This window comes from Massiliimalia timonensis (assembly GCF_900186585.1).
In the GTDB taxonomy this organism is placed as follows: domain Bacteria; phylum Bacillota; class Clostridia; order Oscillospirales; family Ruminococcaceae; genus Massiliimalia; species Massiliimalia timonensis.
In genome coordinates, this window is sequence record NZ_FYDD01000004.1 from 182,463 (window position 1) to 204,474 (window position 22,012).

25 protein-coding genes and 2 tRNA genes are annotated in these 22,012 nt (G+C 43.1%); 8 read left to right on the forward strand and 19 right to left on the reverse strand.

The features are described 5' to 3' along the window. Positions 1-54 precede the first annotated feature (54 nt). The 6 genes from CIB36_RS08595 to ppdK all read right to left on the reverse strand — a co-directional run bounded on the left by CIB36_RS08595 (position 55) and on the right by ppdK (position 6,677). The gene (locus CIB36_RS08595; RefSeq protein ID WP_093989168.1) at positions 55-555 is read right to left on the reverse strand and encodes a GNAT family N-acetyltransferase; all 501 of its coding nucleotides are present in this window, start codon (positions 553-555) and stop codon (positions 55-57) included. 320 nt (positions 556-875) lie between these two features. Further along, positions 876-1,490 (reverse strand): TIGR04100 family radical SAM protein, encoded by a 615-nt coding sequence (locus CIB36_RS08600; RefSeq protein WP_229408223.1) that lies wholly within the window; start codon positions 1,488-1,490, stop codon positions 876-878. 6 nt (positions 1,491-1,496) lie between these two features. Next, a complete protein-coding gene (locus CIB36_RS08605; RefSeq protein WP_093989169.1) occupies positions 1,497-2,009 on the reverse strand; it encodes a TIGR04002 family protein in 513 nt (170 codons plus the stop codon). Next, positions 2,006-2,857: a pyridoxamine kinase gene (locus CIB36_RS08610; RefSeq protein ID WP_154825417.1), complete on the reverse strand. Its 852-nt coding sequence runs from the start codon at positions 2,855-2,857 to the stop codon at positions 2,006-2,008. Before CIB36_RS08610 ends, CIB36_RS08605 begins: the two co-directional genes overlap by 4 nt. A gap of 431 nt (positions 2,858-3,288) precedes the next feature. Beyond that, positions 3,289-3,852, reverse strand: a complete 564-nt coding sequence (locus tag CIB36_RS08615) for a hypothetical protein (protein ID WP_158662643.1) — start codon at positions 3,850-3,852, stop codon at positions 3,289-3,291. A gap of 200 nt (positions 3,853-4,052) precedes the next feature. After that, positions 4,053-6,677: a pyruvate, phosphate dikinase gene (ppdK, locus tag CIB36_RS08620; RefSeq protein ID WP_093989172.1), complete on the reverse strand. Its 2,625-nt coding sequence runs from the start codon at positions 6,675-6,677 to the stop codon at positions 4,053-4,055. Positions 6,678-6,997: 320 nt separating this feature from the next. Here ppdK and glmU point away from each other — a divergent pair, with 320 nt between their 5' ends. Together glmU and CIB36_RS08630 are read left to right on the forward strand one after the other, a co-directional pair. Next, positions 6,998-8,398, forward strand: coding sequence for a bifunctional UDP-N-acetylglucosamine diphosphorylase/glucosamine-1-phosphate N-acetyltransferase GlmU (gene glmU / locus CIB36_RS08625; RefSeq protein WP_093989173.1), 1,401 nt, complete (start codon positions 6,998-7,000; stop codon positions 8,396-8,398). Between the two features lie 84 nt (positions 8,399-8,482). After that, positions 8,483-9,442 (forward strand): ribose-phosphate pyrophosphokinase, encoded by a 960-nt coding sequence (locus CIB36_RS08630; protein ID WP_093989174.1) that lies wholly within the window; start codon positions 8,483-8,485, stop codon positions 9,440-9,442. Positions 9,443-9,633: 191 nt separating this feature from the next. On the opposite strand, the gene CIB36_RS08635 is transcribed toward CIB36_RS08630, so the two are convergent. The 8 genes from CIB36_RS08635 to CIB36_RS08670 all read right to left on the reverse strand — a co-directional run bounded on the left by CIB36_RS08635 (position 9,634) and on the right by CIB36_RS08670 (position 13,860). Beyond that, positions 9,634-9,885 carry a hypothetical protein gene (locus tag CIB36_RS08635; RefSeq protein ID WP_093989175.1) on the reverse strand — a complete coding sequence of 84 codons (252 nt, stop codon included), beginning with the start codon at positions 9,883-9,885 and terminating at the stop codon, positions 9,634-9,636. Between the two features lie 334 nt (positions 9,886-10,219). Continuing rightward, a complete protein-coding gene (locus CIB36_RS08640) occupies positions 10,220-11,044 on the reverse strand; it encodes a Nif3-like dinuclear metal center hexameric protein (protein ID WP_093989176.1) in 825 nt (274 codons plus the stop codon). Positions 11,045-11,111: 67 nt separating this feature from the next. After that, positions 11,112-11,186 (reverse strand) — tRNA-Glu (locus tag CIB36_RS08645). 16 nt (positions 11,187-11,202) lie between these two features. Then, a tRNA-Met gene (locus CIB36_RS08650) sits at positions 11,203-11,279 on the reverse strand. 179 nt (positions 11,280-11,458) lie between these two features. Further along, on the reverse strand, positions 11,459-11,776 hold the full coding sequence (locus CIB36_RS08655; protein WP_093989177.1) for a YbjQ family protein: 318 nt from the start codon (positions 11,774-11,776) through the stop codon (positions 11,459-11,461). 40 nt (positions 11,777-11,816) lie between these two features. Then, a complete protein-coding gene (locus tag CIB36_RS08660) occupies positions 11,817-12,104 on the reverse strand; it encodes a hypothetical protein (protein ID WP_093989178.1) in 288 nt (95 codons plus the stop codon). A 180-nt stretch (positions 12,105-12,284) separates the two neighbouring features. Beyond that, on the reverse strand, positions 12,285-12,866 hold the full coding sequence (locus CIB36_RS08665; protein WP_093989179.1) for a PduL/EutD family phosphate acyltransferase: 582 nt from the start codon (positions 12,864-12,866) through the stop codon (positions 12,285-12,287). Positions 12,867-13,026: 160 nt separating this feature from the next. Then, a complete protein-coding gene (locus CIB36_RS08670; RefSeq protein WP_093989180.1) occupies positions 13,027-13,860 on the reverse strand; it encodes an epoxyqueuosine reductase in 834 nt (277 codons plus the stop codon). An 83-nt stretch (positions 13,861-13,943) separates the two neighbouring features. Here CIB36_RS08670 and CIB36_RS08675 point away from each other — a divergent pair, with 83 nt between their 5' ends. Further along, on the forward strand, positions 13,944-14,822 hold the full coding sequence (locus CIB36_RS08675) for a polysaccharide deacetylase family protein (RefSeq protein ID WP_093989181.1): 879 nt from the start codon (positions 13,944-13,946) through the stop codon (positions 14,820-14,822). A 38-nt stretch (positions 14,823-14,860) separates the two neighbouring features. Here the strand turns inward: CIB36_RS08675 and CIB36_RS08680 are convergent, their stop codons facing one another. Together CIB36_RS08680 and CIB36_RS08685 are read right to left on the reverse strand one after the other, a co-directional pair. Continuing rightward, positions 14,861-15,343 (reverse strand): hypothetical protein, encoded by a 483-nt coding sequence (locus tag CIB36_RS08680; protein ID WP_093989182.1) that lies wholly within the window; start codon positions 15,341-15,343, stop codon positions 14,861-14,863. Then, positions 15,340-15,780, reverse strand: coding sequence for a GNAT family N-acetyltransferase (locus CIB36_RS08685; RefSeq protein WP_093989183.1), 441 nt, complete (start codon positions 15,778-15,780; stop codon positions 15,340-15,342). Before CIB36_RS08685 ends, CIB36_RS08680 begins: the two co-directional genes overlap by 4 nt. Positions 15,781-15,966: 186 nt before the next feature. On the opposite strand from CIB36_RS08685, the gene CIB36_RS08690 reads away from it, so the two are divergent. Then, a complete protein-coding gene (locus tag CIB36_RS08690; protein WP_093989184.1) occupies positions 15,967-16,317 on the forward strand; it encodes a type II toxin-antitoxin system PemK/MazF family toxin in 351 nt (116 codons plus the stop codon). Between the two features lie 145 nt (positions 16,318-16,462). Here CIB36_RS08690 and CIB36_RS08695 read toward each other — a convergent pair whose 3' ends face one another. Next, positions 16,463-16,981, reverse strand: a complete 519-nt coding sequence (locus tag CIB36_RS08695) for a spore maturation protein (protein ID WP_093989185.1) — start codon at positions 16,979-16,981, stop codon at positions 16,463-16,465. After that, the gene (locus CIB36_RS08700; RefSeq protein WP_093989186.1) at positions 16,978-17,607 is read right to left on the reverse strand and encodes a nucleoside recognition domain-containing protein; all 630 of its coding nucleotides are present in this window, start codon (positions 17,605-17,607) and stop codon (positions 16,978-16,980) included. Before CIB36_RS08700 ends, CIB36_RS08695 begins: the two co-directional genes overlap by 4 nt. Positions 17,608-17,766: 159 nt before the next feature. Here CIB36_RS08700 and CIB36_RS08705 point away from each other — a divergent pair, with 159 nt between their 5' ends. Both CIB36_RS08705 and CIB36_RS08710 read left to right on the forward strand, forming a co-directional pair. After that, positions 17,767-18,006: an AbrB/MazE/SpoVT family DNA-binding domain-containing protein gene (locus tag CIB36_RS08705; RefSeq protein WP_093989187.1), complete on the forward strand. Its 240-nt coding sequence runs from the start codon at positions 17,767-17,769 to the stop codon at positions 18,004-18,006. A gap of 464 nt (positions 18,007-18,470) precedes the next feature. Continuing rightward, positions 18,471-18,995 carry an AAA family ATPase gene (locus tag CIB36_RS08710; RefSeq protein WP_093989188.1) on the forward strand — a complete coding sequence of 175 codons (525 nt, stop codon included), beginning with the start codon at positions 18,471-18,473 and terminating at the stop codon, positions 18,993-18,995. A gap of 23 nt (positions 18,996-19,018) precedes the next feature. Here the strand turns inward: CIB36_RS08710 and CIB36_RS08715 are convergent, their stop codons facing one another. Then, entirely contained in the window at positions 19,019-19,669 is a 651-nt protein-coding gene (locus tag CIB36_RS08715; RefSeq protein WP_093989189.1) for an SGNH/GDSL hydrolase family protein, read from the reverse strand. Positions 19,670-19,862: 193 nt separating this feature from the next. Here CIB36_RS08715 and CIB36_RS08720 point away from each other — a divergent pair, with 193 nt between their 5' ends. Further along, positions 19,863-20,543 carry a heme exporter protein CcmD gene (locus CIB36_RS08720; protein ID WP_093989190.1) on the forward strand — a complete coding sequence of 227 codons (681 nt, stop codon included), beginning with the start codon at positions 19,863-19,865 and terminating at the stop codon, positions 20,541-20,543. A 128-nt stretch (positions 20,544-20,671) separates the two neighbouring features. Further along, complete coding sequence (locus tag CIB36_RS08725; protein WP_229408224.1) at positions 20,672-22,012, forward strand: TrkH family potassium uptake protein; 1,341 nt, start codon at positions 20,672-20,674, stop codon at positions 22,010-22,012.

Consider the following 22,012-nt stretch of genomic DNA (forward strand, 5'->3'; position numbering starts at 1 on the left):
CATTTCATAATCCAATATATAAAAAGGAGCTGCAATTTTAATTGCAGCTCCTTTTTATAAGCGGTATTCCATCACATAGTCATTCATATAAAATCCGTTTCCAATATCCGCATCCTGTTCTTTCACAACAGTAAAACCGAATTTATGGTAAACCTTTAACGAATTCTTATTATCCCGGTTGCAGGTCAGCCAAATTGTTTTACAATCCTGCTCTTTTGCAAATTCCTGTAAAAAGGTAAATGCTTTCCGCGCAAGGCCTTTTCCACGGCATTCTTTTTTCAAATAAAGCTTTGATAAGAAAAGCGCCCCATTTTCCGGATGAACGCCGGTATATCCCACAGCTTCTTGTTGATCGCACAGGAACCAGTAATGATAACCGTCCTCAGTAATTGCTTTTTTTATAGCTGAGTAAGATTGAAACTGCTCCAGCATATAGGCTACCTGTTTTTCTCCAATAATTGGGGTAAAATGCTCTTGCCAAATCTCTTTTGCCAATATAGCAAGCTTTTGAAAATCTTCTTCTGTTTTGACAGGTGTAACTGAAAATTGATCCACTGAAAAAGCTCCTTTCTGATTCAATACTTATTGTATAGCTGTTAATTTCTTCAACAGTGAAAATGTTAATAACTCTGTTGAAAAAGTTGATAACCATCGGATTTAATAAAAGTATTGGAAAATCAAATAGAAATAAGTTGAAAGAAAAGTAAAATATTACTATACAGTTCGTACATTTTTGTGGAAAATAATTGGAAAAATAGCTAGAAATATTAATATATTATCAGTAATATAAACAATAAATGGTATTCTTATTTGATTTACAGATTTTTCAACGTATTTTCGTAAAAAATAGAAAAAAGAGTCGAAAAGTCTGTAGATTATTCTTTTGGCTCATAAATACGGATTTCCAGCGGCACTGATAATTTTTCACTGATTGCCTTACATTCCCGGATTTCTTGTTCCGGTAATAGGTCTACAATGCTAAAACGGACGCTGATTCCGTATTCCCGGCAATGCCGTGCAAAGGTTAAAAGCCCGTCAAAAGAATCGACGCCAAAGCTGCTGCGTGTCAATTCAAAGTAGTGTTTTTTTTCAGAAGCATTTAAACTAATAGAAACCTTGTCGATGATGCCAGCCATTTTTTTTGCAGTATCTGTTTGGTACTGTAAATCAGATAACCCGTTCGTATTGATTCTGATTATTAAAGATGGGCTTTCCTGTTTCCATGTTTCTGCAATTGTTAAAAGATCATCCAAACGAAGCGTAGGTTCTCCATAGCCGCAGAACACAATTTCCCGATACTGGGAAAAATCAAATTTTTTCGCTTCTTCTAATACCTCTTCTACAGTCGGCTCGTGCTCCAGCCATAAACTGTCGGTATCTTGCACATGATCGCTGTTATTGCGCAGACAAAATACACAACGGCAGTTACAGCGGTTTGTAAGGTTTACATATAGATTATCGCCCAATTCATATAAAATCGTCATACTCATCGTAATCTACCCTCTTCCCGTAAAAAATTTTTCTTTTAGACGAGTTCTGTCCAGTACCTTTCCAATGGCTATAAATAAAATTCCGCAGATAAAGGGCGGGATCAGGTCTGTATAAAGACGAACGATAGGAAACAGCCAATCCTGATAAAGAATACCGGTAAAAACAAAATATCCGGCTACATTGACAAAATAAGCACAGACAACACCTATCATATTCCGGGAACAAACTATTTTTTCTGTTTTAGAAGAAAAGGAAAGTACGACCAGTGTTTTAATCAAAACTGTTGGAAGGACCCAAATAGGAGCTGTCATCAGGTCGGATAAACCCATTCCTACCACTGCCGCTCCAATGGCATACGGTTTCGGCAGTAACGCAGCCGCCAAAAAAACTAAAGTATCTCCAAAGTGAATGTACCCTGTTGCAAAGGGAATATGAAAGAAATAAGCGGTAAACAAAAAAATGATCGCCGCAAAGATGGAGGAGATTGTAAGAAGATGCACTTTTTCCGATTGTATCATATCATTTCGCTCCTTTGTGTAAAATAGGGCGATAATTGTCCCAAAAAAGGCTCAAAACAGATTCCTTCTTCAACGGGAATATTTTGCTCTTCTGAAAAAAATAAGGCCTTTGCAATAAAATCAGAGGCTTTTTTCGCAGAGGCGACGAAAGAATCTCCCTGAAGAACAGAAGAAAGGAAGATAGAAGAAAATAAATCCCCTGTTCCGATTCTCTCTTGTGGGCAACGGGGAGAAAAGATCCGATTCTTTTGATCCCGCTCAAAAAGATAGGTATCAATGGAAGTTTCGTGTTTAATGCCGGTAATGATCACCGCTTTTGGTCCTTTGGACAGAAGCATTTCCCCCATTAGATCGAGCGTGCGTTCATCGGGGTATTCCTGATAAGGCAACCCGCACAGAAAAAACGCTTCGGTCAAGTTAGGGGTGATAAAGTCTGCCCGTGCGATCAAAGAATGGTATTCCTTGATCAGCTGGTCGGTGCAGTTGGACCCAACGATTCCCTGATCCCCCAGAACAGGATCGACCAAAATACAGGTATCGGGGCGGCTGAAATCTTGAAGGAAAGAAAGGGCTGTTTCTATCTGTCTTGCAGAACTGAGATAACCGGTATAGATCCCGTCAAAAGAAAGCTTTAATTGTTTCCATTGGCGAAGGTAAACGGAAAGGTCATCCGTAAGGTCTTTCATAGAAAAGCCGGATATCCCATCTGTACTGGACAGGATGGCCGTAGGGACAGGACAACATTGATTGCCGCAAGCAGATATGACCGGCATCATCACGGATAAAGAACAACGTCCGAAACCAGCTAAATCATTGATTGCTGCGATTCGTTTTGATTTAAAATCCATGATAGTTCCCTCCTTTTCTATGTGGTGTCTCTTTTTATTATAATGCAAGAATGTTAGATTTTCAAAAAGGTAACATAATAAAGGATAAAAATAAAAATTGTGATAGTAATACAAAAATTTTAAAAATATATAGCATATTATTTTAGTTTTGACTAAAAAAACAAAGCAATAGTTTTTTAAAAAAAGTCTTACTGATAAATTTGACCATTTTTTACATAAAATAGATAAAAAGTTATATTTATATAACAAAATATTTTTATAGGAAAAATATTGATCATATAAGTAATAAAAAAGAGTGCCAAATATTGGCACTCTTTTAAAGAATTCATTTACTATAGTTTTATAGTAATTCATCTTTACGATTTATAACGATCAAATTCTTATTCTATAAGAAACTTGTCTTAGTATATTTTTGTTTTGCAAGAATATTTTTAAAGTTCTTCTTTATAAACTCCTTGTACCACTATATAATCACTTTTATAGCTTTCTATAGTCAGCTGATAATCTCCTAGTTCTAAAATAGAACTATCTTCATCTGGATCTTGGGTCATAACTATTTCTGTCACCTTAGTTTTGACTTCTTCAAACTTGGCAGTAGGGTCGTTCGCTACTGCAAGGGCTGTAATAATTTCAATCCAATCGTTTTGCATTTCTTCAGTATAGCGCATTTTACCAATAGGACCACGAATATCAGCCTCATAAGAGTGTTTTTGCTCGCCCTTATAATTCCAAAATATAATTTCATGTTCCACATTACTCTCATGATTTGGAATATGGTCTAACTCTAAAGATTCGATCTCAAAACACCACTTGCTATAAGCCTCTGTACTATATTCAAAAGAAGGTTCTTTTACCATCTCATAGCATAAGCCGTACATTTCCGTTAACTCGCCCATCTCGTCATACATTGCCTGAACAAAATCCGGTACCGCATTTTCGTCTTCTGTTTTACTGACAGGCAGATTATTTGCTCCAACATTTTCCTGTTGTCCCACAACCACATAATAAAATAACAAGAGTCAAGATCGCTGCAATAACTAATTTTGTCTTTTTCATAAATACCCTCCTACTCTTTTTACTTATATTATAAAGTATTATAAGAAAAAGACAATAGATTTTTGAAGTAAAATAATGCAAACAAAAAAGGAATTAGCAGGATTTCCTGCTAATTCCTTTTCATCATTTATTGGAAAAATTAGTCTTTTAACGCAGCCTGAGCAGCAGCCAAACGTGCGATCGGCACACGGAAAGGTGAACAAGAAACATAGTTCAGACCAACTTTGTGGCAGAATTCAACACTGGACGGATCACCGCCGTGTTCGCCGCAGATACCAAGCTTCAGGTCTGGGCGAGTAGATCTGCCGAGTTCAGCAGCCATTTTAACCAGCTTGCCAACACCAACCTGATCCAATTTAGCAAATGGATCGTTTTCATAAATCTTCTTGTCATAGTAAGCATCCAAGAACTTACCAGCGTCGTCACGGCTGAAGCCGAAAGTCATCTGAGTTAAGTCATTGGTACCGAAAGAGAAGAATTCAGCTTCTTTTGCGATTTCATCAGCAGTCAAAGCAGCACGTGGGATTTCGATCATAGTACCAACTTTGTACTGCATGTCGGAACCAGCTTCAGCCAGAACAGCGTCAGCAGTTTCAACAACAACAGATTTTACATAAGCCAATTCTTTTACTTCGCCAACCAGCGGGATCATGATTTCCGGAACCATATCCCAATCCGGATGTTTTGCTTTGACTGCTAAAGCAGCCTGCATAACAGCTCTGGTCTGCATTGCAGCGATTTCCGGATAAGTAACAGCCAAACGGCAGCCACGGTGACCCATCATTGGGTTGAATTCGTGGAGGCTGGAGATGATTGCTTTAATATCAGCAACAGATTTGTTCATGTCTTTTGCAAGCAATTCAATGTCAGCTTCATCTGTTGGAACGAATTCGTGAAGCGGCGGGTCTAAGAAACGGATGGTGATCGGGTTGCCTTCCATTGCTTCGTACATTGCTTCAAAGTCGCCCTGCTGCATCGGCAGTAATTTTGCCAAAGCTTTTTCTCTCTGTTCTACTGTGTCAGAGCAGATCATTTCACGGATCGCCGGGATTCTGTCAGCTTCAAAGAACATGTGCTCGGTACGGCACAAACCGATCCCTTCTGCGCCAAAGGAACGAGCCTGTTTTGCATCACGCGGATTGTCAGCATTGGTTCTTACTTTCAGAGCTCTGTATTTGTCAGCCCAAGCCATGATTCTGCCAAATTCGCCGCTGATAGAAGCTTCTACAGTTGGGATTGCTTCGCCGTAGATTGCACCGGTAGAACCATCCAGGGAAATGTAATCGCCTTCGTGGTAAACTTTTCCGCCGAGTTCAAACTGTTTATTTTCTTCATCCATTTTGATTTCACCGCAGCCAGATACACAGCAGGTACCCATACCACGTGCAACAACAGCAGCATGAGAGGTCATACCGCCGCGAACGGTCAGGATACCCTGAGCGGCAACCATACCTTCGATGTCTTCCGGAGAGGTTTCCAGACGGACCAGAACAACTTTTTCGCCTTTTTCAGCCCATTCTTTTGCATCATCAGCAGTAAAGACGATTTTACCACAAGCAGCCCCTGGAGAAGCAGCCAAAGCAGAAGCGATTGGAGCAGCTTTTTTCAGAGCAGCAGCGTCAAACTGTGGGTGGAGCAGGGAATCCAGAGTTCTTGGGTCGATCATCAGAACAGCTTCTTTTTCAGAGATCATGCCTTCGTCAACGAGGTCACAAGCGATCTTCAAAGCAGCGGCAGCGGTTCTCTTCCCGTTTCTGGTCTGCAACATGTACAGTTTTTTATCTTCAATGGTGAATTCCATGTCCTGCATATCTCTGTAGTGGTTTTCCAGAGTGTGGCAGATCTCAACGAACTGGTTGTAGCAGTCCGGCATAACTTCAGCAAGCTGATCGATGGTCTGAGGAGTACGAACGCCAGCAACAACGTCTTCGCCCTGTGCGTTCATCAAAAATTCGCCGAACAGTTTCTTTTCACCGGTAGCCGGGTTTCTGGTAAATGCAACGCCAGTACCAGAGGTTTCACCCATGTTACCAAACGCCATCATCTGAACGTTAACAGCGGTACCCCAAGAATAAGGGATGTCGTTCATTCTTCTGTAAACGTTCGCTCTCGGGTTGTCCCAGGAACGGAAAACTGCCTTTACGGCGCCCATCAACTGTTCTTTTGGATCACTTGGGAAGTCCTGGCCGATTTTTTCTTTGTATTCTGCTTTAAACTGTTCTGCCAGTTCTTTCAGATCGTCCGCAGTCAGTTCGGTATCCATGGTGACGCCTTTTTTCTCTTTCATTGCGTCGATCAGTTCTTCAAAGTATTTTTTGCCGACTTCCATAACAACGTCGGAGTACATTTGGATAAATCTTCTGTAGCAGTCATAAGCCCAGCGAGGATTGCCGGATTTTTTCGCCATAACTTCTACTACTTCTTCATTCAAACCAAGGTTCAGGATGGTGTCCATCATCCCCGGCATGGAAGCTCTTGCACCAGAACGAACAGAAACCAGAAGCGGATTTTCCAAATCGCCGAATTTTTTGCCAACGATCTCTTCCATTTTTCCGATATATTCCATGATCTGAGCCTGGATATCGTCGTTGATTTTTTCACCGTCTTCATAGTACTGTGTACAAGCTTCTGTGGTGATGGTAAAGCCCTGCGGAACTGGCAGACCAAGGTTTGTCATTTCAGCAAGGTTTGCACCTTTCCCGCCGAGAAGTTCACGCATTTTGCCGTTACCTTCGGAGAAAAGGTAAACAAATTTTTTACTCACTATAATTACCTCCATAAATATTTTTTAAACACGACAAAAAGCCTGCAAAAATATGGATTTCCGCAAGTGGCCCTTTGTTTGTGTTCAATCCTGACTTAAATTCTAAGCCTACAGGGATATTATAACAAATCCAATCTATTTTTTCTATATATTTATCAAAAAAATTGTGATTTTTTCTAAAATTTAAAACATTTACCAAACTTTACTGGAAAGACTTGAAAAATGTAATAAAAATTGCAATAATAGAAGTATAAAAAAGAGGAAAACGACAATGTTTGGCTTCCTCTTTTTTCAATTTATGAAAAAGGTGGCTTTTGGGAATGGAGAATACTTGTGCGGTTGTATTGGCAGCCGGAAAAGGTACTCGGATGAAGTCAAAAAAGCCGAAAGTATTGGCTGAAATTTTATTTGAGCCGATGCTGGGATATGTTTTAAGGACCTGCCAAAAGGCAGGGATAAACGAGATTTGCGCGGTAACAGGGTTTGAAGCGCAGCAGGTGGAGGATTACCTGACAGGCTGGAAAGATAGGCTTTGCGTTTCAACGGTTTTGCAGGACCAGCAAAAAGGGACCGGCCACGCGGTGATGATGGCAAAGGAGTTTTTAGAACAAAACAGGGAAAAGGATGTTTTAATTTTATATGGGGATACCCCCTGCCTTTCTCCGGAAGTAATCGAGGACGCTTACCGGCAGCATAAACAGCAGAACAACGCGGCGACGATCGTGACCGCTATTTTGGAAAATCCATACGGCTATGGCCGGATCGTTCGGGATGGAGATTCTATCATAAAAATCGTGGAACAAAAAGATGCTTCTCCGGAAGAATCCAAAATACCGGAGATCAATTCCGGCGTTTATTGGTTCGGGGCGGAGCATCTGCTTAACATGCTGGAGCAGCTGAAGCCGAATAACGCACAAGGGGAATATTACCTGACCGATACCATCGGACTGACGATCAAGTCCGGAAAAAGGGTCGGCGGTTACTGTGCGGAAAACAGCGATGTGGTTTTGGGAGCAAATTCCAGAAAAGATTTGTATGAACTAAACGAAAAAATGCGGATGAATATTATTTACCGACATATGGAAAACGGTGTTTCTTTTGCTTCTACGGACGGCGTCATCATTGCGCCTGATGTAAAAATCGGTGCGGATACTGTGATTTTAGGCGGAACGATCCTCAAAGAACAGGTCGTGATCGGGGAAGACTGTGTGATCGGGCCAAATACCGTGATCCAAAAATCTGAGATCGGGGACAGGGTCAAATTGAACTCTGTACAGTGCTATCAGTCTAAAATACATACGGATGTAGATATTGGGCCGTTTGTACATATCCGTCCAAACAGTGAAGTAAAATCTTTTGCACATATTGGAGATTTTGTGGAAGTGAAAAATTCCGTGATCGGGGAAGGAACTGCCGTGGCGCACCTGACCTATGTGGGGGACAGCGATATCGGGAAAAATGTCAATTTTGGCTGCGGTGTCGTTACAGTTAATTATGACGGGGTAAACAAACACCGATGCGTGGTAGAAGATGATGTGTTTATAGGCTGCAATACCAACCTGGTTGCTCCGGTACATATTGGGAAAGGCGCTTATACAGCGGCTGGTTCAACCATCACAGATGATGTATCAGAATATGCTTTAGCAATCGCAAGAAGCCGTCAAACAGAAATCGAGGGGTTTGCCGCAAAAAAACTTGCAGGACGTAAAAAAAAGGTGTAAACTGAAAGAGGAGATTAAAACTTTGTAAAGGACCCCTTTTTCAGTGGAAATAAAATGTGAAAAACAGTATGAGGAGCTAGAAAAATGAATTTGCATGGTAAGGATATCAAGATTTTTACTGCGAACTCAAACAAAGCAGTTGCAGCAGACATCGCGAAGGACCTTGGCCTTCCGGTTGGCGCGTCAGACGTTATTACCTTCAGCGATGGGGAAATTTCCGTTTCCATTAAAGAATCTGTCCGTGGATCTGATGTATTTGTGGTTCAGTCGACTTCTTATCCGGTGAATAATAACCTGATGGAACTTCTGATCATGATCGACGCATTTAAACGTGCGTCAGCCGGCCGTATAACAGCGGTTATCCCTTATTTTGGCTATGCCAGACAGGACAGAAAAGCAAAAGCCCGTGACCCGATTTCCGCGAAACTTTGTGCAGACTTGATCACTACAGCCGGCGCAGACCGCGTATTGACCATGGACCTGCACGCGCCACAGATCCAGGGTTTCTTCAATATTCCGGTAGACCATCTGCTTGGGGTACCGATTTTAGCTCCTTATTTTATTGAACGTTTTGAAGGGAATATGGATGATGTGATGGTCGTTTCTCCTGACTTGGGTTCCGTTACCCGGGCAAGAAATTTTGCGGCGCGGATCGAAGCGCCTCTGGCTATCGTTGACAAAAGAAGACAGCGCGCAAATGTCTGTGAAGTAATGAACATTATCGGAAATGTAGAAGGCAAGAAAGTCATTCTGGTCGATGATATGATCGATACAGCAGGAACCTTGTGCAATGCGGCTCAGGCGATCATTGACATCGGCGGGGCAAAAGAGGTCAGCGCCTGTGCGACTCACGGCGTGTTGTCCGGCCCGGCGATCGAACGCATCCAGAATAGCGTGCTCAAGGAAGTTGTTTTGCTGGATACCATTGCCCTTCCGGAAGAAAAAAAGATTGATAAGATCAAAATGCTGAAGGTAGGACCGGTATTTGCAGAAGCGATCGCAAGAATTTACGAAGACAAACCGGTTTCTCCGCTGTTTATCTAAGGAATACATAAAAACTGCTCTGGAAATTTTCCAGAGCAGTTTTTTTATTCTTTTAACATGGGAAAAATCGTTAAAGTCAGCAGATAATTTTCATCAAGACTTACGTGGTAAACAATCCCATCAAAAGAAGTTTCCTCAATATATCCCGTTTCCCATTGATCCATCTTTGTTAAACCAAGCTCCTCTAGGATCTACATTCCAGAACTTGAGTCTAAACTTTTATTGGTAGATAAAATCAACAGCGAAATCAGTCTGCCTCCTTGAGCAGAATCAGTGCTTTCCACCATTTCTATCGTTTCTACTACATCTGTTACATATCCATTTTCCGCTTCTGTAACAAAATGAACAGAAAAACCAGAATTTGGATAAACATACCACGAGTAATTTCTCCCATCTCCGGTTTCTGTTTCCAGCTGTCCAATTTTCAGATCAGGATCTTCCAAGTTTTTGTTAAAGCTTTTTTGAAATCCTTCCGCAGTAAAGACAAAGGCCCGTTCGTCGTTTTCTGTTTTCTATAGAAACAAATTCCTGCTTTTTGCATCCTGCTAATATGCTGACACAAAAGACGATTAATAAAAATAACAAAAGTACCTTTTATGTCTATTCTTCTTTTTGTAAAACAATGATGAAGATGGATGGATAACACCACTATAGTATACGGACTAATGAAAGACAAGATAATTCGACAAAGGGATTCTTAGAAGCCCTATCAAAAACAAAACCCCCTGTACCGAGAGCGTCACAGGGAGGCTTTTACATTTTAACAGTTAAATTTCATCATAGATACAGGAAAGGGTCGCCTGATTCTAAAAAGATGATCGGGATTTCCGGGGCAAGCGGCTGAAGCCATGGGATGATATGCTTCATCCCAGCCTCTTCCGAACGGTCGTGTCCCAGAATGATCATAGCACGGGGCATCCCCATCTGTGCAGCATCCCGGACGTAGGAGGGGATCGTCCATTCCAAAATATCGCCGCAGAGGATAACATCCAACCGTTCCTCTTCCATGGCTTCCATCGGAAGCTCCTCGTAATCTAAAAAGGTACAGACACCGCCCGGCAAAAGTCCCGCCCGGCGGCATACCAGATCGGGGTCGCCGATGACTCGAAGCGCAGGCAGTCCAAAAAGGTCTTTTAGGGAAGCTGTCAGTTCCCGCAGGGATACCGGAGGGATGTCAGCAGAAAAACGCTTAAAGCCGGCTCCCTGGCCGATGATATTCTGCTTATCCCATTTCCAGCCCAATTCTTGAAACATCCCGCGGCAGATCAGGTCTCCTTCTTTTGCCAGATGCATGTAATCATGAAACCGCCAGATATTGATTTCCGTCCGGTCCAGTAATTTTTGTTTTTCCTGATAAACAGGATCCTCTGTCAGCCAGTCTAGCCGATCTGGGCCTGTAAAATAGGTGGGCTCATGGGTGATGATGAGGTCTACCCCCTCTTTAGACGCTTGTTCAATTACTTCGCTGGTTGCCATAAAGGTAGTGGCAATTTTGCTGACAGGGGCCTGTTCGGACCCACAGATCAACCGGTCGCCTGCCTGCGGGCTGACATCTGCACCGCTTTTTTCTTTGATCGCGCGGATGATTTCACCAACTGTCATTTCATATTCTCCCCCTCCAGATGTAATCAGATACAAAAAAGCCTGCTATTTCAAATAGCAGGCGATCTGGTGACCCGTGCGAGAATCGAACTCGCGATTCCGCCGTGAAAGGGCGGTGTCTTAACCTCTTGACCAACGGGCCGTTATTAAATAAAAAGTGGTAGCGGTAATTGGATTTGAACCAATGACACCGCGGGTATGAACCGCGTGCTCTAGCCAACTGAGCTATACCGCCATTTCATCAGCCAGCCGTCTCGCTGGAACGTTTTATATTATATAACAAAAAGGACATGCTGTCAACACTTTTTTTCAAAAAAAGGCGTATTTTTGAAAAAAAGAGGATTTCCATAAATAAACAAAGTAGTTCGCAACAATTTTAGCAAAATCCTACGAACTACTTTGTTTTTTAACGATTTATTCAGCAATAAATTTTACAGCGGTTCCATATGCTAAAATTTCGGCCGCGCCTGCCATGACTGCCGCAGAAGCATACCGCACGTCTATCACTGCATCCGCGCCTAAATGTTCTGCTTCTTCGACCATACGTCTGGTCGCGACGGCCCGCGCTTCGGAAAGCATTTCCGTATAGGAGTGGATTTCGCCGCCGACTAGATTTTTAAAGGAGGCGCCGATATCACGCCCGATATTCTTTGACTGAACGATCTGTCCTTTTACGATTCCAAGTGTTTCAAGTTTTTTTCCGCTAATATAATCTGTTGTTACGATCAGCATAAAAGTCCCCTCCCTAATTATACTTGATAAAGCAAGCTTATTACCGTTTTTTCAGTGCGTCTTCCAGCCAAACAGAAGCAATATCCAAAGCGGGATATAGGCCTTCCTTTTCACTGGATTTCACAATTCTTTCCAAAGGATTTTTTGTTTCATCTGTCATGATCAATTTCACAGAAATTTTTCCACAAATATTTTGATTGTTCCATTCTTTTTGGCTGAGGACCTGCATCATAATGACATAATCATCTGCCATGTTACCGTAATAAATGGTATTTCCGCATTTCACCAGCGGCTTGTTTTTATAGTACAAGAAGTTATCAGCAGCCATGTTGTTCCTCCCTTTCTCCTTCTATTTTTAGATAATCTTAATACCGATACTAAATTATCATAGCATAAATAATACTATTTGTAAATGTGTTTTGAGGAATGTTTACAAACACAACATATTCCAAAAAAGAAAACAGCATAGCGTTTATCAGCGCTATGCTGTTTAGAAAGAGCTCTTGCACTATGCCTTGATCAGTTCGCCGAAAGCTTCCCCTCTTGCACAGGCGACCGCATTGGATTCATCGGTGTCAATATGCATTGCCAAAGCAAATTTAGGGCTGACACGGACAACGACATCGCCCAGTGTGAGACTTCTTTCCGGGGAATCGATCTTCACAGAAACGATCTCTTTATCGGAAACATTGTAAACTGCCGCATCTTCTGGAGTCATATGGATATGCCGCTTTGCAATGATAACGCCTTCTTTTAATTCTACCTCGCCGCACGGACCAACCAGCTTACATGCGCCGCTGTCCTTTACATCCCCGGATTCACGGATCGGGGCAGTAATACCCAGTTTTCTAGCGTCAGTCAAGGAAAGTTCTACCTGAGTCGCAGGTCTTTCCGGTCCTAAAATGCTTACGCCAGGCATTTCACCCTTTGGTCCTACAACGGTAATGCGCTCTTCGCAAGCAAACTGTCCCGGCTGGGACAGGTCTTTTTTGTGGGTCAGGGAAGCGCCTTTCCCGAATAGGATCTCCAGATCTTCTTTTGTTACATGTGCGTGGCGTGCAGAAGTTTCTACTAAAATTTTATCAGCCATTTTACCTTACCATCCATTTCTTTATAATTTTTGGGTCCTGTCAAAGAACAGGATCGGTTCTATTTTCATTATAATACAATTTATTTTTCTTTTCAACCGAAAAAAATCTCTGTTGCTTCGCTGGCAGCGGATTTCCCAACAGCCACCGCATATTATCCGCTCATTCCCTTTCGTCCTGCTCACCATTTCTGTCCCCTGCGGCTAACAGCGCGAGATTTCTCAATAAAAGAGTTTTTCCGCGGTATCCAAAAGCCCGGGTCTTCATCAGCCGCTTCAAATTCTCCTCTGTCACGACCGGTTGAATGTCTTCAGAAAATTCTTTCAGATAGGTGACCGGCAGATCCCGATTATGAGGACAGCAGTCTTGGCATTGGTCGCACCCCCACATCAGTCCGTTTTTTTGGATGAAAGCTTCTTCTTCTTTTGTCAGTTTCCCTTTGCGCTGCGTAATAAAGGAAAGACAGCGCTGATAGTCGATCCCATCCGTACCGATCGCGCCAGTCGGGCAGTTTTCCCGGCATTTGCCGCAGGCAAAACAGGAGGTTTGGTTTGGCTTAGAAAAAGGAAATTCCTGATCGGTAACGATCTCCCCGATCACAAAAAAGCTCCCGTATTCCGGATGGATCACCAGCCCGTTTTTTCCCATAACCCCCAACCCGCTTTGCAGGGCACATTCCTTTTCCGGGAGGGCGGAAATATCAGAAAAGCCCACAAAAGAACCGCCAAAGGTTTTTTCTAATTCCTCACAGGCAGCCGATAGAATACCGCGCACGACCTGGTGGTAGTCCGGGACCATGGCATATTTGCAGACGTTAGCTTGCAGATACTCCCCTGTGTAATAAGGAAAAGCACAGACGATGACGCACTTAGCTTGCTGCGGGATAGTATTCCGGTTCCGGCAAGGCAAAAAACAGGAGATATTTTGATAATCGCAGATACCAAAAGAATAGATCCTGTGTTTTGATAAAATTTTAGACAGTGTTGTAAAACGCATGCCGTACCTCCTTTGGCGCTTCTAAGAAGCAGACCGGCTGCATAAAAATAATATTACTTGAGTAAGGAAAGGAACGCGAAAACGTGAAAGAGAATATCATAGGGGTACTCTCAGGGATCCTGCTGGTGTTAGTGATGATCGGGAATACGGTTTTTACTGCTATCACCGAACAGGCCGCGTCGGAAACTGCGACCGCTGTTCAGGAACAGGTGCAGCTTCCGGTACTGATGTACCACCAAATCCTGAAAGACCCGGCCCGTCAGGGGGCGTATGTTACCTCCCCACAGCAATTTGAAAAGGATTTGCAATATATCCAAAAGGAAGGCTATCAGACCGTTACCCTTGCGCAAATCGAAAATTATGTGACAATGGGAGAACCGCTTCCTGAAAAACCGATCCTGATCACCTTTGACGACGGGTATGAAAGCGCTTATGGCTATGTATATCCGTTATTAAAAGAATACAAGATGCATGCGGTTATTTCAATCGTTGGAAAATACACCGACCTTTATTCCGGAAATATCACCAAAAGTATGAGCTATGCCCACGCAAGCTGGGATGAACTGCGTGAAATGCAGCGATCCGGTACTTTTGAGGTACAGAACCACACCTACGACCTTCATAAAACCAGCCCCAGAAAAGGCGTCCGGAAGCTGGACAGCGAAAGTGAGTCACAATACCGGGAATTGCTTCTTTCCGATCTTGGTTCCCTAAACGATGAAATAGAGGAAGAACTTTCGGTAAGGCCGATTGCATTCGCCTATCCATTCGGGGCCTTTTCAAAATCCACCGATCCACTGTTAAGAGAGATGGGGTTTCGGATCGTGATGACCAGTGAAGAAAAGGTAAATTATCTTTCCCCGGGGATGTACCCTAATGGGGAATTGATCCGGTTAAAACGATTTAACCGGGCAAATGGGTTATCCAGTGAAGCATTTTTTTCAAAGTGGGAAAAGAATTAGAATCAGCCGGCTTTCATAGCCGGCTGATTTTTTTGTGATTACTGTAAAGACGGGGTTTTGGGAGTACGTTTTTTGCGCTTGCGTTTTTCTTTCGGAAGACTGTCCCCTTTTCTGCGGCTGCACAGAAAACAGATGATTGCCATCAAAACCGAAAATCCTGCTGATGCGATATAGGTCCAAAGAGCGCTTAAAAAATCACGGATCCCATAAAGCGGGGAAACAAAAATCGCATTGGTGATCTGCATAAAATCAAAGGGGATCGTATCAAACGCTACGATAAAGGCCGGGATGGTGCAAAAAATAAAACAAGCAAACCAAAAAATAGAGAAGAAAAATAATACCACAGTATAGTAATATTTAATAGAAAATATTACCATGAAGATCCAACCTAAAATAAACAGAAGGGACATCAACAAAGAAAAGCTGGATGGCGGCATTTCCGCAACAGCGGAATGGTAATTTGCTAAAATGGCTAATAATGTCAAAACGATCGCCGGAATTGGCATATATAGCTGTTTCATTTAGTTTCCTCCCCAATGGTGTAACTCATTTTAATGTGCGGACAGTGTTCATCCAGATAAGGCTCCCCCTGCGGAACAAATCCAAGCTTTTCATAAAATGGCTGCGCCTGAATTTGGGCGCTGATCGACAAGACCTTGCTTTGGCGCAACTGTCTTGCTTTTTCTATGCATTCTTTCATCAAAAACGCACCGATCCCTTTCCCGCGGTATTCCTTTAAAACACAAACCCGTCCAACATGCCATTCCCCGTGTTCTAAAAAAAGGCGGGCTGTTCCAACCGGCTTTTCGTCATCTAAAAACAGAAGATGATGCGCGGTTTCATCGATCTCGTCAAATTCATTGGAAAACCCCTGTTCCTCTATAAAAACACACTGACGCACTGATCGGCACTGCGCCATTTCCTCAGGCTGGGTCACCCATAGAAATCCCGGTATCATATCTGACTGCTCCTGTCTTCACAAAAATTTCATTAACATTACTATACCATATTTAATATGATGTAGTAAAGGGTCATGCCAAGAAAAAATGCTCCCCAAATTTCTATGGCTTGTATAAATGGACAGGAATCGTTCCAGACTATAAATGAAGTCAATGGAATGAATTTTGGATAAGGAGTGTTCTAAGTGTCAATCAAACGGGGAGATATCTATTATGCGGATTTAAGTCCGGTTGTAGGATCTGAACAGGGCGGCGTGAGACCTGTTTTGATTGTGCAGAATGATATGGGAAATAAACATAGCCCAACTGTAATAGCAGCGGCGATCACCAGCCAGCGGGGAAAAGCAAAGCTGCCCACCCATATAGAAGTTTCCGCTGACGGCAGTGGTCTGGCCAAAAATTCCATCATTTTATTGGAACAGATCCGGACCATTGATAAAAAACGGTTAAAAGAAAAAATGGGAAGCCTGGACTCCCAATCTATGGAACAGGTAAACAGTGCTCTTTCGGTCAGCTTTGGGCTGGGGACCATGTAGGTTACATAAGCCGAAAGAGAAAAAGCTGGAGGCGTATCAAACGATACGCCTCCAGCTTTTTTCAGTGGCAGTCCGGGCTATATAAAAAAAGAATAAAGGTAGAAAGCGCCAGTAAAATATGGTATAATTTGCCCCATATGATCATTTACGAGAGAAATATCCGCGCGAACACACCGCTTAAAATAAAACTGGCGCAATCTGCGCTAAGCGCACAAAATACGGTGTACCTGGTACGGGTGATCTGTGCTGCTGAGAAGTAAACAGCGATCGTATAAAAGGTAGTTTCGGTAGAGCCCTGCATTACACTGGCTATATTTCCTATCAAACTGTCTGCACCATAGGTTTTTAAAAGGTCCTCGAATATTACTAAAGACCCGCTGCCTGAAATGGGACGCAGCAGCGCTAAGGGAACCACCTCTTTGGGCATCCCTGCCGCGGAAACCAGCGGGGCAAACAGGTCGGTGAGAATATCCAGCGCGCCAGAAGCCTTGAACATCCCAACGCAGGTCATCAATGCGACCAGTGCGGGAAGAATCTGGATGCTCACTTGAATCCCCTCCTTCGCTCCCTGGATGAAGCAATCGAAGACCGGGACCTTTTTAAAAAGCCCATAACATAATAAAAAGGCGATCACACAAGGGATAATGTAACTGCTCAAATTCATTTTGCGGCCTCCTTTCGTCTGGAAAAGGCCTGCCTTTGAAGTGGCGAGCGTTCGGAATGGGAACACAGAGAAACCAGCAAAAGTCCGACACAGACAGAAAGGAATGAGGAGCAAAGGATCGCGGGCAAAACATCCAACGGGTCGGAAGCCCCATATTCCAGCCGGAGCAAGGCAATGGTAGTAGGCAAAAGCTGAATGGAGGCTGTATTCAAAACGACCAAAGAAATCGTATGTACAGATGCGGTTGAGCGCAGATGAGGCGGCTGTTCCTCTGACAAGGCTTTCATGGCGGCGATCCCCAGTGGGGTGGCGGCATTTCCCAGTCCCAGCAGATTGGCGGTAATATTCATAGAGATCAGGGGAAGCGCCGGTGAGGTTTCCGGAAGACCGCGGAAGATCAGCCGGGTAAAGGGGCGTAGCAGCCGGCTGATCCGGTCAGTCAAACCGGATTCCTCCGCTACCTTCATCAGCCCGCTCCACAGGCAGATGGATCCCATTAGTTTCAGTACTAGCGTAACGGCGTTTCCACATTCGCTGATGGCCGCGTTTGAAACCGCGTCGAGGTGTCCGGTCGTGATCCCAAAAAAGATAGATAGTACGATCAGACCGGAAAAAATCCATTTCATCAAAGCTGCATACACCCTTTTTCTACAATAGGTTGAAAAGAAAGTCGAAAAATCTTAAAAAAGATCAAAACTTTATAGTTGACAAAATTTACCATATAATGTATAATTATGACTACAAAATACAGTTTTTGTAATATTAAAAGAGGAGGTCTATTTCAGATGAAAGCAACAGGAATTGTTCGTCCACTAGATAAGCTTGGGAGAATCGTTCTTCCAAAGGAATTGCGCACAGTATTTGACATTGATAATGAAGACAGTGTTGAAATCTATGTTGAGGATGACAAAATCATATTAAAAAAATACACTCCTTCCTGTTTTTTTTGTCATGATACAGATGTTGTGGAATATAAGGGAAAACATATCTGTAAAAAGTGTCTGGAAGAGCTGAAGCATCTCTAATCAGACCACCTGGTATTATGATAAAATGATATGGACAGCAAGGAACAAAAGAATCGTATAAGAGATAGAGAAAGAAATTATAAGCTTAGTTAGGGCTATCATAGAGAAATCAAAAATCTAAAAGCTCCTTGTTGTTTGGATTGGCTTTTTTCTAAGATGACCATAAAATAGATTCAGAATCAGAATAAGATCTGTGGATAGAAAGAAACGGACCGGAATTTTTCGGTCCGTTTCTTTCTATGTTGAAATTTGAATGCCGGGCCGGTTTGATTCATTGCTATTTGAGATGATTTATGATATATTAAGAGATCATGGAAAAAATTTAGTCATACCACTACTGTATGCAGAGGACATGCCCCGTCATACCTGTTAAAATGGTGAAAAGAAGATCTTTTGTTAAGCTTTGAAACAAAAAATAAAAAACCATCTCGCTTTTTGCAAAGCCTGAATGACAGGAGGAAACCATGAAAAAAATTTTAGTGATCGGCTGCCCGGGAAGCGGAAAAACAACGCTGTCTCAGAAGCTGTCAAACCTTTTGCAGATCCCGGTAGTACATCTGGACCGTCTGTTTTGGCGTCCACACTGGCAGGCCTCGCCAAAGGAGGAATTTATCCGGCTGTTGGAGGTGGAACTGGATAAAGAACAATGGATTTTGGACGGGAATTATAATGGTACGCTCGCTATGCGGCTGGAACGCTGTGATACGGTGATCCTTCTGGATTATCCCCGGCGAAGGTGCCTTTATGGAGCGTGCAGGAGGATCCTGCTGGGATTCGGAAAGACGCGCCCCGACATGGGAAATGATTGCCCAGAACGATTTGCCCCTTCCTTTTTGCGTTATATATGGAATTTCCGCAAACAAAACCGCCGGAAATATTTGGGGATGCTTCATAGTCAGAATGTGAAAAAACAAATTATCATCCTTCATAACCCAAAAGAAACAGAATGGTTTTTGGAGGGACTAACGTCAAAACAGCGGGAACAATGATTTGTCCCCGCTGTTTTGATAGTTTATGTTTTTGAAAAAATTTTCTTTACTTCTGCCCCAATAGCTTTTGCCAATGCCGCATGTCCGGCGCTGTCCAAGTGAAGACAGTCTTTTGCAGACGGCTGGGCATACTCTGCCGCATTAAGAAAATGGCAGTGAAATTTTTGGGCTGTTTTTTGATAAGCCTTTGCCAGTTTTAAGCTTAGCTGATAAGCATGCCTTCCGTCAAACAGTTCCCCAAAAGGGGAATCTGCGATCTGCTCGCCAATTAGGATCGGTGAAATAAGAAGGATCTGCGCCGCGGGATATCCCTGCGAAAATTCCGGTTTTTGGATCATTTGAAGGAGCGTTTCTATTCCCTGTGTGATCGCTGATATATCAGCATGGAAGTATTGCTTTATATCATTTGTTCCCAGCATTAGAATGACCAGATCGATCGGACAGTGCGTTCGCAGGATTACAGGAAGGCTGTCTTTTGAACAGAGGTATGGATCGAACGGGTCTTCAAATACTGTAGTGCGTCCGCAAAGCCCCTCTTCCTGAACGGAAAACCCATCGCCCAAATATTTTGTTACTATCCCAGTCCATCGTTTATCAAAGGAAAACCGTTTTCCATCATTACATGGGTCATGTCCCCAGGTATTGGAGTCTCCAAAACATAAGATCTGTTTCATAAAATTCCCCTTTTCCCGACAGTAGTTTCTTTATTTATTATAGAAAAGAGATCCCCGAAAGTCAATTCACGGGAAAAGTTCAGCGTGTCAAAAAAGTGACGGTTTTTTCGGTAGTTTTCACGAACAAAAATAGAAATGATTGTAAGTAAGGACCCTTTGCGTTATAATAGGACACGGAAAAGAGGTGTTTCATTTGAGGGATGCCAAAAAGTCGACTGCCAGTTCAGTCTTAATGGTGATCAATGGAATGATTATCTGCTTTTTCCTGTTATTCGGCGCAATGCTGATCTATGCGACGGTCAGCAGTCAGTCAGACGATATTGCGGGCAAGACTTATGTGTTGGATGATGGAAAAGAGCAGACATTGCTGTTTTTAGAAAAAAGAGCGAACTATCAAAGCGGAGATGAAATTTTGATCCGTGAGGGCGAGAATTATTCGCTGGAAAATGTCAGCCAGAATTTGGAACGGGACATCGTGATAGAAAGCAATAACAGTACCATCAGCAAGCGGAATGTCATGGGGAAGATATCCTTTGAAAGTCCGTTTTTTGGAAAAGCCGTGTCATTTATCTCTGCGCCGGAAAATACAGTGGTGTCAGTGATCGGGACCGTGATAGCCTTTTTAGTTATGATCTGTCTGGTCGTTTGGACCGCATTTCTTGCCATGAAACGCAGGCGGATGCGTGATGTACGGGCCCAAAATGATAATTTGCTGGAGGACTTGTTTGACGACAGTACTGAAGAGGATTTTGTGATGGAGGTATATCAGCAGGAAATCAGCGAGCCGACCGAATTGGATTCGGTGGGAGATGATAAGACCCCAGTCAGCGATGAAGAACTGGAGCGTTTCCGGGAAAAGGTTTTAAAACCGTGATTCTGTTGGATGATGCGATAGTATTTTGTTCACAAACTCATGCTAAATTCGACATAATTGATATTTTCTTTTTTAGTTGGTTGTGATAGAATGGGTATACTATGCGATTGAGAGATAGGTGAAACTTTTTGGTTAAGATAACAAAGATGTCGCCGACCAAAATGATCCTGCTGGGTTATTGCCTGATTATTGCATTGGGAACGGTTTTATTGTTGTTGCCCTTTGCTACGCGGCCGTCGGAAACGACTACCGTGATGGATTCGTTTTTTACTGCGACATCTGCAACCTGTGTTACGGGATTGATCCGTTTTGATACGTACACGCACTGGACCCTGTTCGGCCAGTTGATCATCCTGATGCTGATACAGATCGGCGGGATTGGCTTTATGACTGTTGCGATCTCGCTGGTTTCGCTGACTAAAAGAAAGATCGGACTGGCTTCCCGTGTTACGATGCAGGAATCGGTGGGGGCGCCTCAGGTAGGCGGAATCGTTAGAATGACAAAGCTGATCCTGTGGGGAACGCTGATTTTTGAAGGGATCGGAGCGTTTTTGCTCTGCTTTTATTTCTGCCCTAAGCTGGGCTTTTTGCAGGGATTGTATTTTGCGGTTTTCCATTCGATCTCGGCCTTTTGCAATGCAGGATTTGACCTCATGGGAGTATTCGCGCCAACCTCTTCCCTGATTACTGGGGCGGACAGTTGGCTGTTGAATATCGTAATTATGCTGCTGATCATTATTGGCGGGCTTGGCTTTTTTGTCTGGTCCGATATTTTGCATTGTAAATTTTGTTTCTCTAAATACCGGCTGCATACAAAGATCGTGATCAGTACCAGTATTTTGCTGATTGTGATCGGGGCGGGGCTGATCTGGTTATTTGAACAGGGCGGCACTCTGTTTCAAGGAGAATCCGGTTCCTATCAGGTGCTGGCATCGTCATTTCAGTCTGTTACGGCAAGGACTGCGGGGTTCAACACGGTAAATTTGTCTGAATTAACATCTGCAAGCCAGATGCTGATGATCTGCCTGATGTTTGTAGGCGGTTCTACCGGTTCGACGGCGGGCGGTATTAAAACTACAACATTGGCTGTTCTGGCTTTAAGTATCTTTACCGTATTCCGCCGCAAGAAGTCGATCGAGTGCTTCGGCAGACGGGTGGAAGAAGATGCCCTTCATACGGCGGCCTGTGTGTTGATGATGTATGTCGCCTTTACCCTTGGTGTGACGATGGTAGTTTCTTATGTGGAGTCGATGCCGGTGCAGGCGGTTTTGTTTGAAGCAACTTCCGCGATTGCAACAGTTGGCTTGTCATTGGGAATCACGCCGGAACTGGGTATTTTTTCGCAAGTTTTGATGGCGTTGTTAATGATTTTCGGACGGGTCGGGTCAATTACGATTTTACTTGCCTTTACTACGGCGCATAGTACGTTTACCTCGAAACTTCCGACAGAAAAGATAAGGATAGGATAA

Bases quoted from the DNA above. Each gene is read 5' to 3' on its own strand.
- CIB36_RS08715 (WP_093989189.1), bottom strand. From the start codon at position 19,669: ATGAAACAGATCTTATGTTTTGGAGACTCCAATACCTGGGGACATGAC.
- CIB36_RS08685 (WP_093989183.1), bottom strand. From the start codon at position 15,780: ATGATACCGGGATTTCTATGGGTGACCCAGCCTGAGGAAATGGCGCAG.
- CIB36_RS08640 (WP_093989176.1), bottom strand. From the start codon at position 11,044: ATGACAGTTGGTGAAATCATCCGCGCGATCAAAGAAAAAAGCGGTGCA.
- CIB36_RS08610 (WP_154825417.1), bottom strand. From the start codon at position 2,857: ATGGATTTTAAATCAAAACGAATCGCAGCAATCAATGATTTAGCTGGT.
- CIB36_RS08655 (WP_093989177.1), bottom strand. From the start codon at position 11,776: ATGCTGATCGTAACAACAGATTATATTAGCGGAAAAAAACTTGAAACA.
- CIB36_RS08705 (WP_093989187.1), top strand. From the start codon at position 17,767: ATGAAAGCAACAGGAATTGTTCGTCCACTAGATAAGCTTGGGAGAATC.
- glmU (WP_093989173.1), top strand. From the start codon at position 6,998: ATGGAGAATACTTGTGCGGTTGTATTGGCAGCCGGAAAAGGTACTCGG.
- CIB36_RS08700 (WP_093989186.1), bottom strand. From the start codon at position 17,607: ATGAAATGGATTTTTTCCGGTCTGATCGTACTATCTATCTTTTTTGGG.
- CIB36_RS08600 (WP_229408223.1), bottom strand. From the start codon at position 1,490: ATGAGTATGACGATTTTATATGAATTGGGCGATAATCTATATGTAAAC.
- CIB36_RS08665 (WP_093989179.1), bottom strand. From the start codon at position 12,866: ATGGCTGATAAAATTTTAGTAGAAACTTCTGCACGCCACGCACATGTA.
- CIB36_RS08605 (WP_093989169.1), bottom strand. From the start codon at position 2,009: ATGATACAATCGGAAAAAGTGCATCTTCTTACAATCTCCTCCATCTTT.
- CIB36_RS08680 (WP_093989182.1), bottom strand. From the start codon at position 15,343: ATGAAACAGCTATATATGCCAATTCCGGCGATCGTTTTGACATTATTA.
- CIB36_RS08695 (WP_093989185.1), bottom strand. From the start codon at position 16,981: ATGAATTTGAGCAGTTACATTATCCCTTGTGTGATCGCCTTTTTATTA.
- CIB36_RS08630 (WP_093989174.1), top strand. From the start codon at position 8,483: ATGAATTTGCATGGTAAGGATATCAAGATTTTTACTGCGAACTCAAAC.
- CIB36_RS08710 (WP_093989188.1), top strand. From the start codon at position 18,471: ATGAAAAAAATTTTAGTGATCGGCTGCCCGGGAAGCGGAAAAACAACG.
- CIB36_RS08660 (WP_093989178.1), bottom strand. From the start codon at position 12,104: ATGGCTGCTGATAACTTCTTGTACTATAAAAACAAGCCGCTGGTGAAA.
- CIB36_RS08670 (WP_093989180.1), bottom strand. From the start codon at position 13,860: ATGCGTTTTACAACACTGTCTAAAATTTTATCAAAACACAGGATCTAT.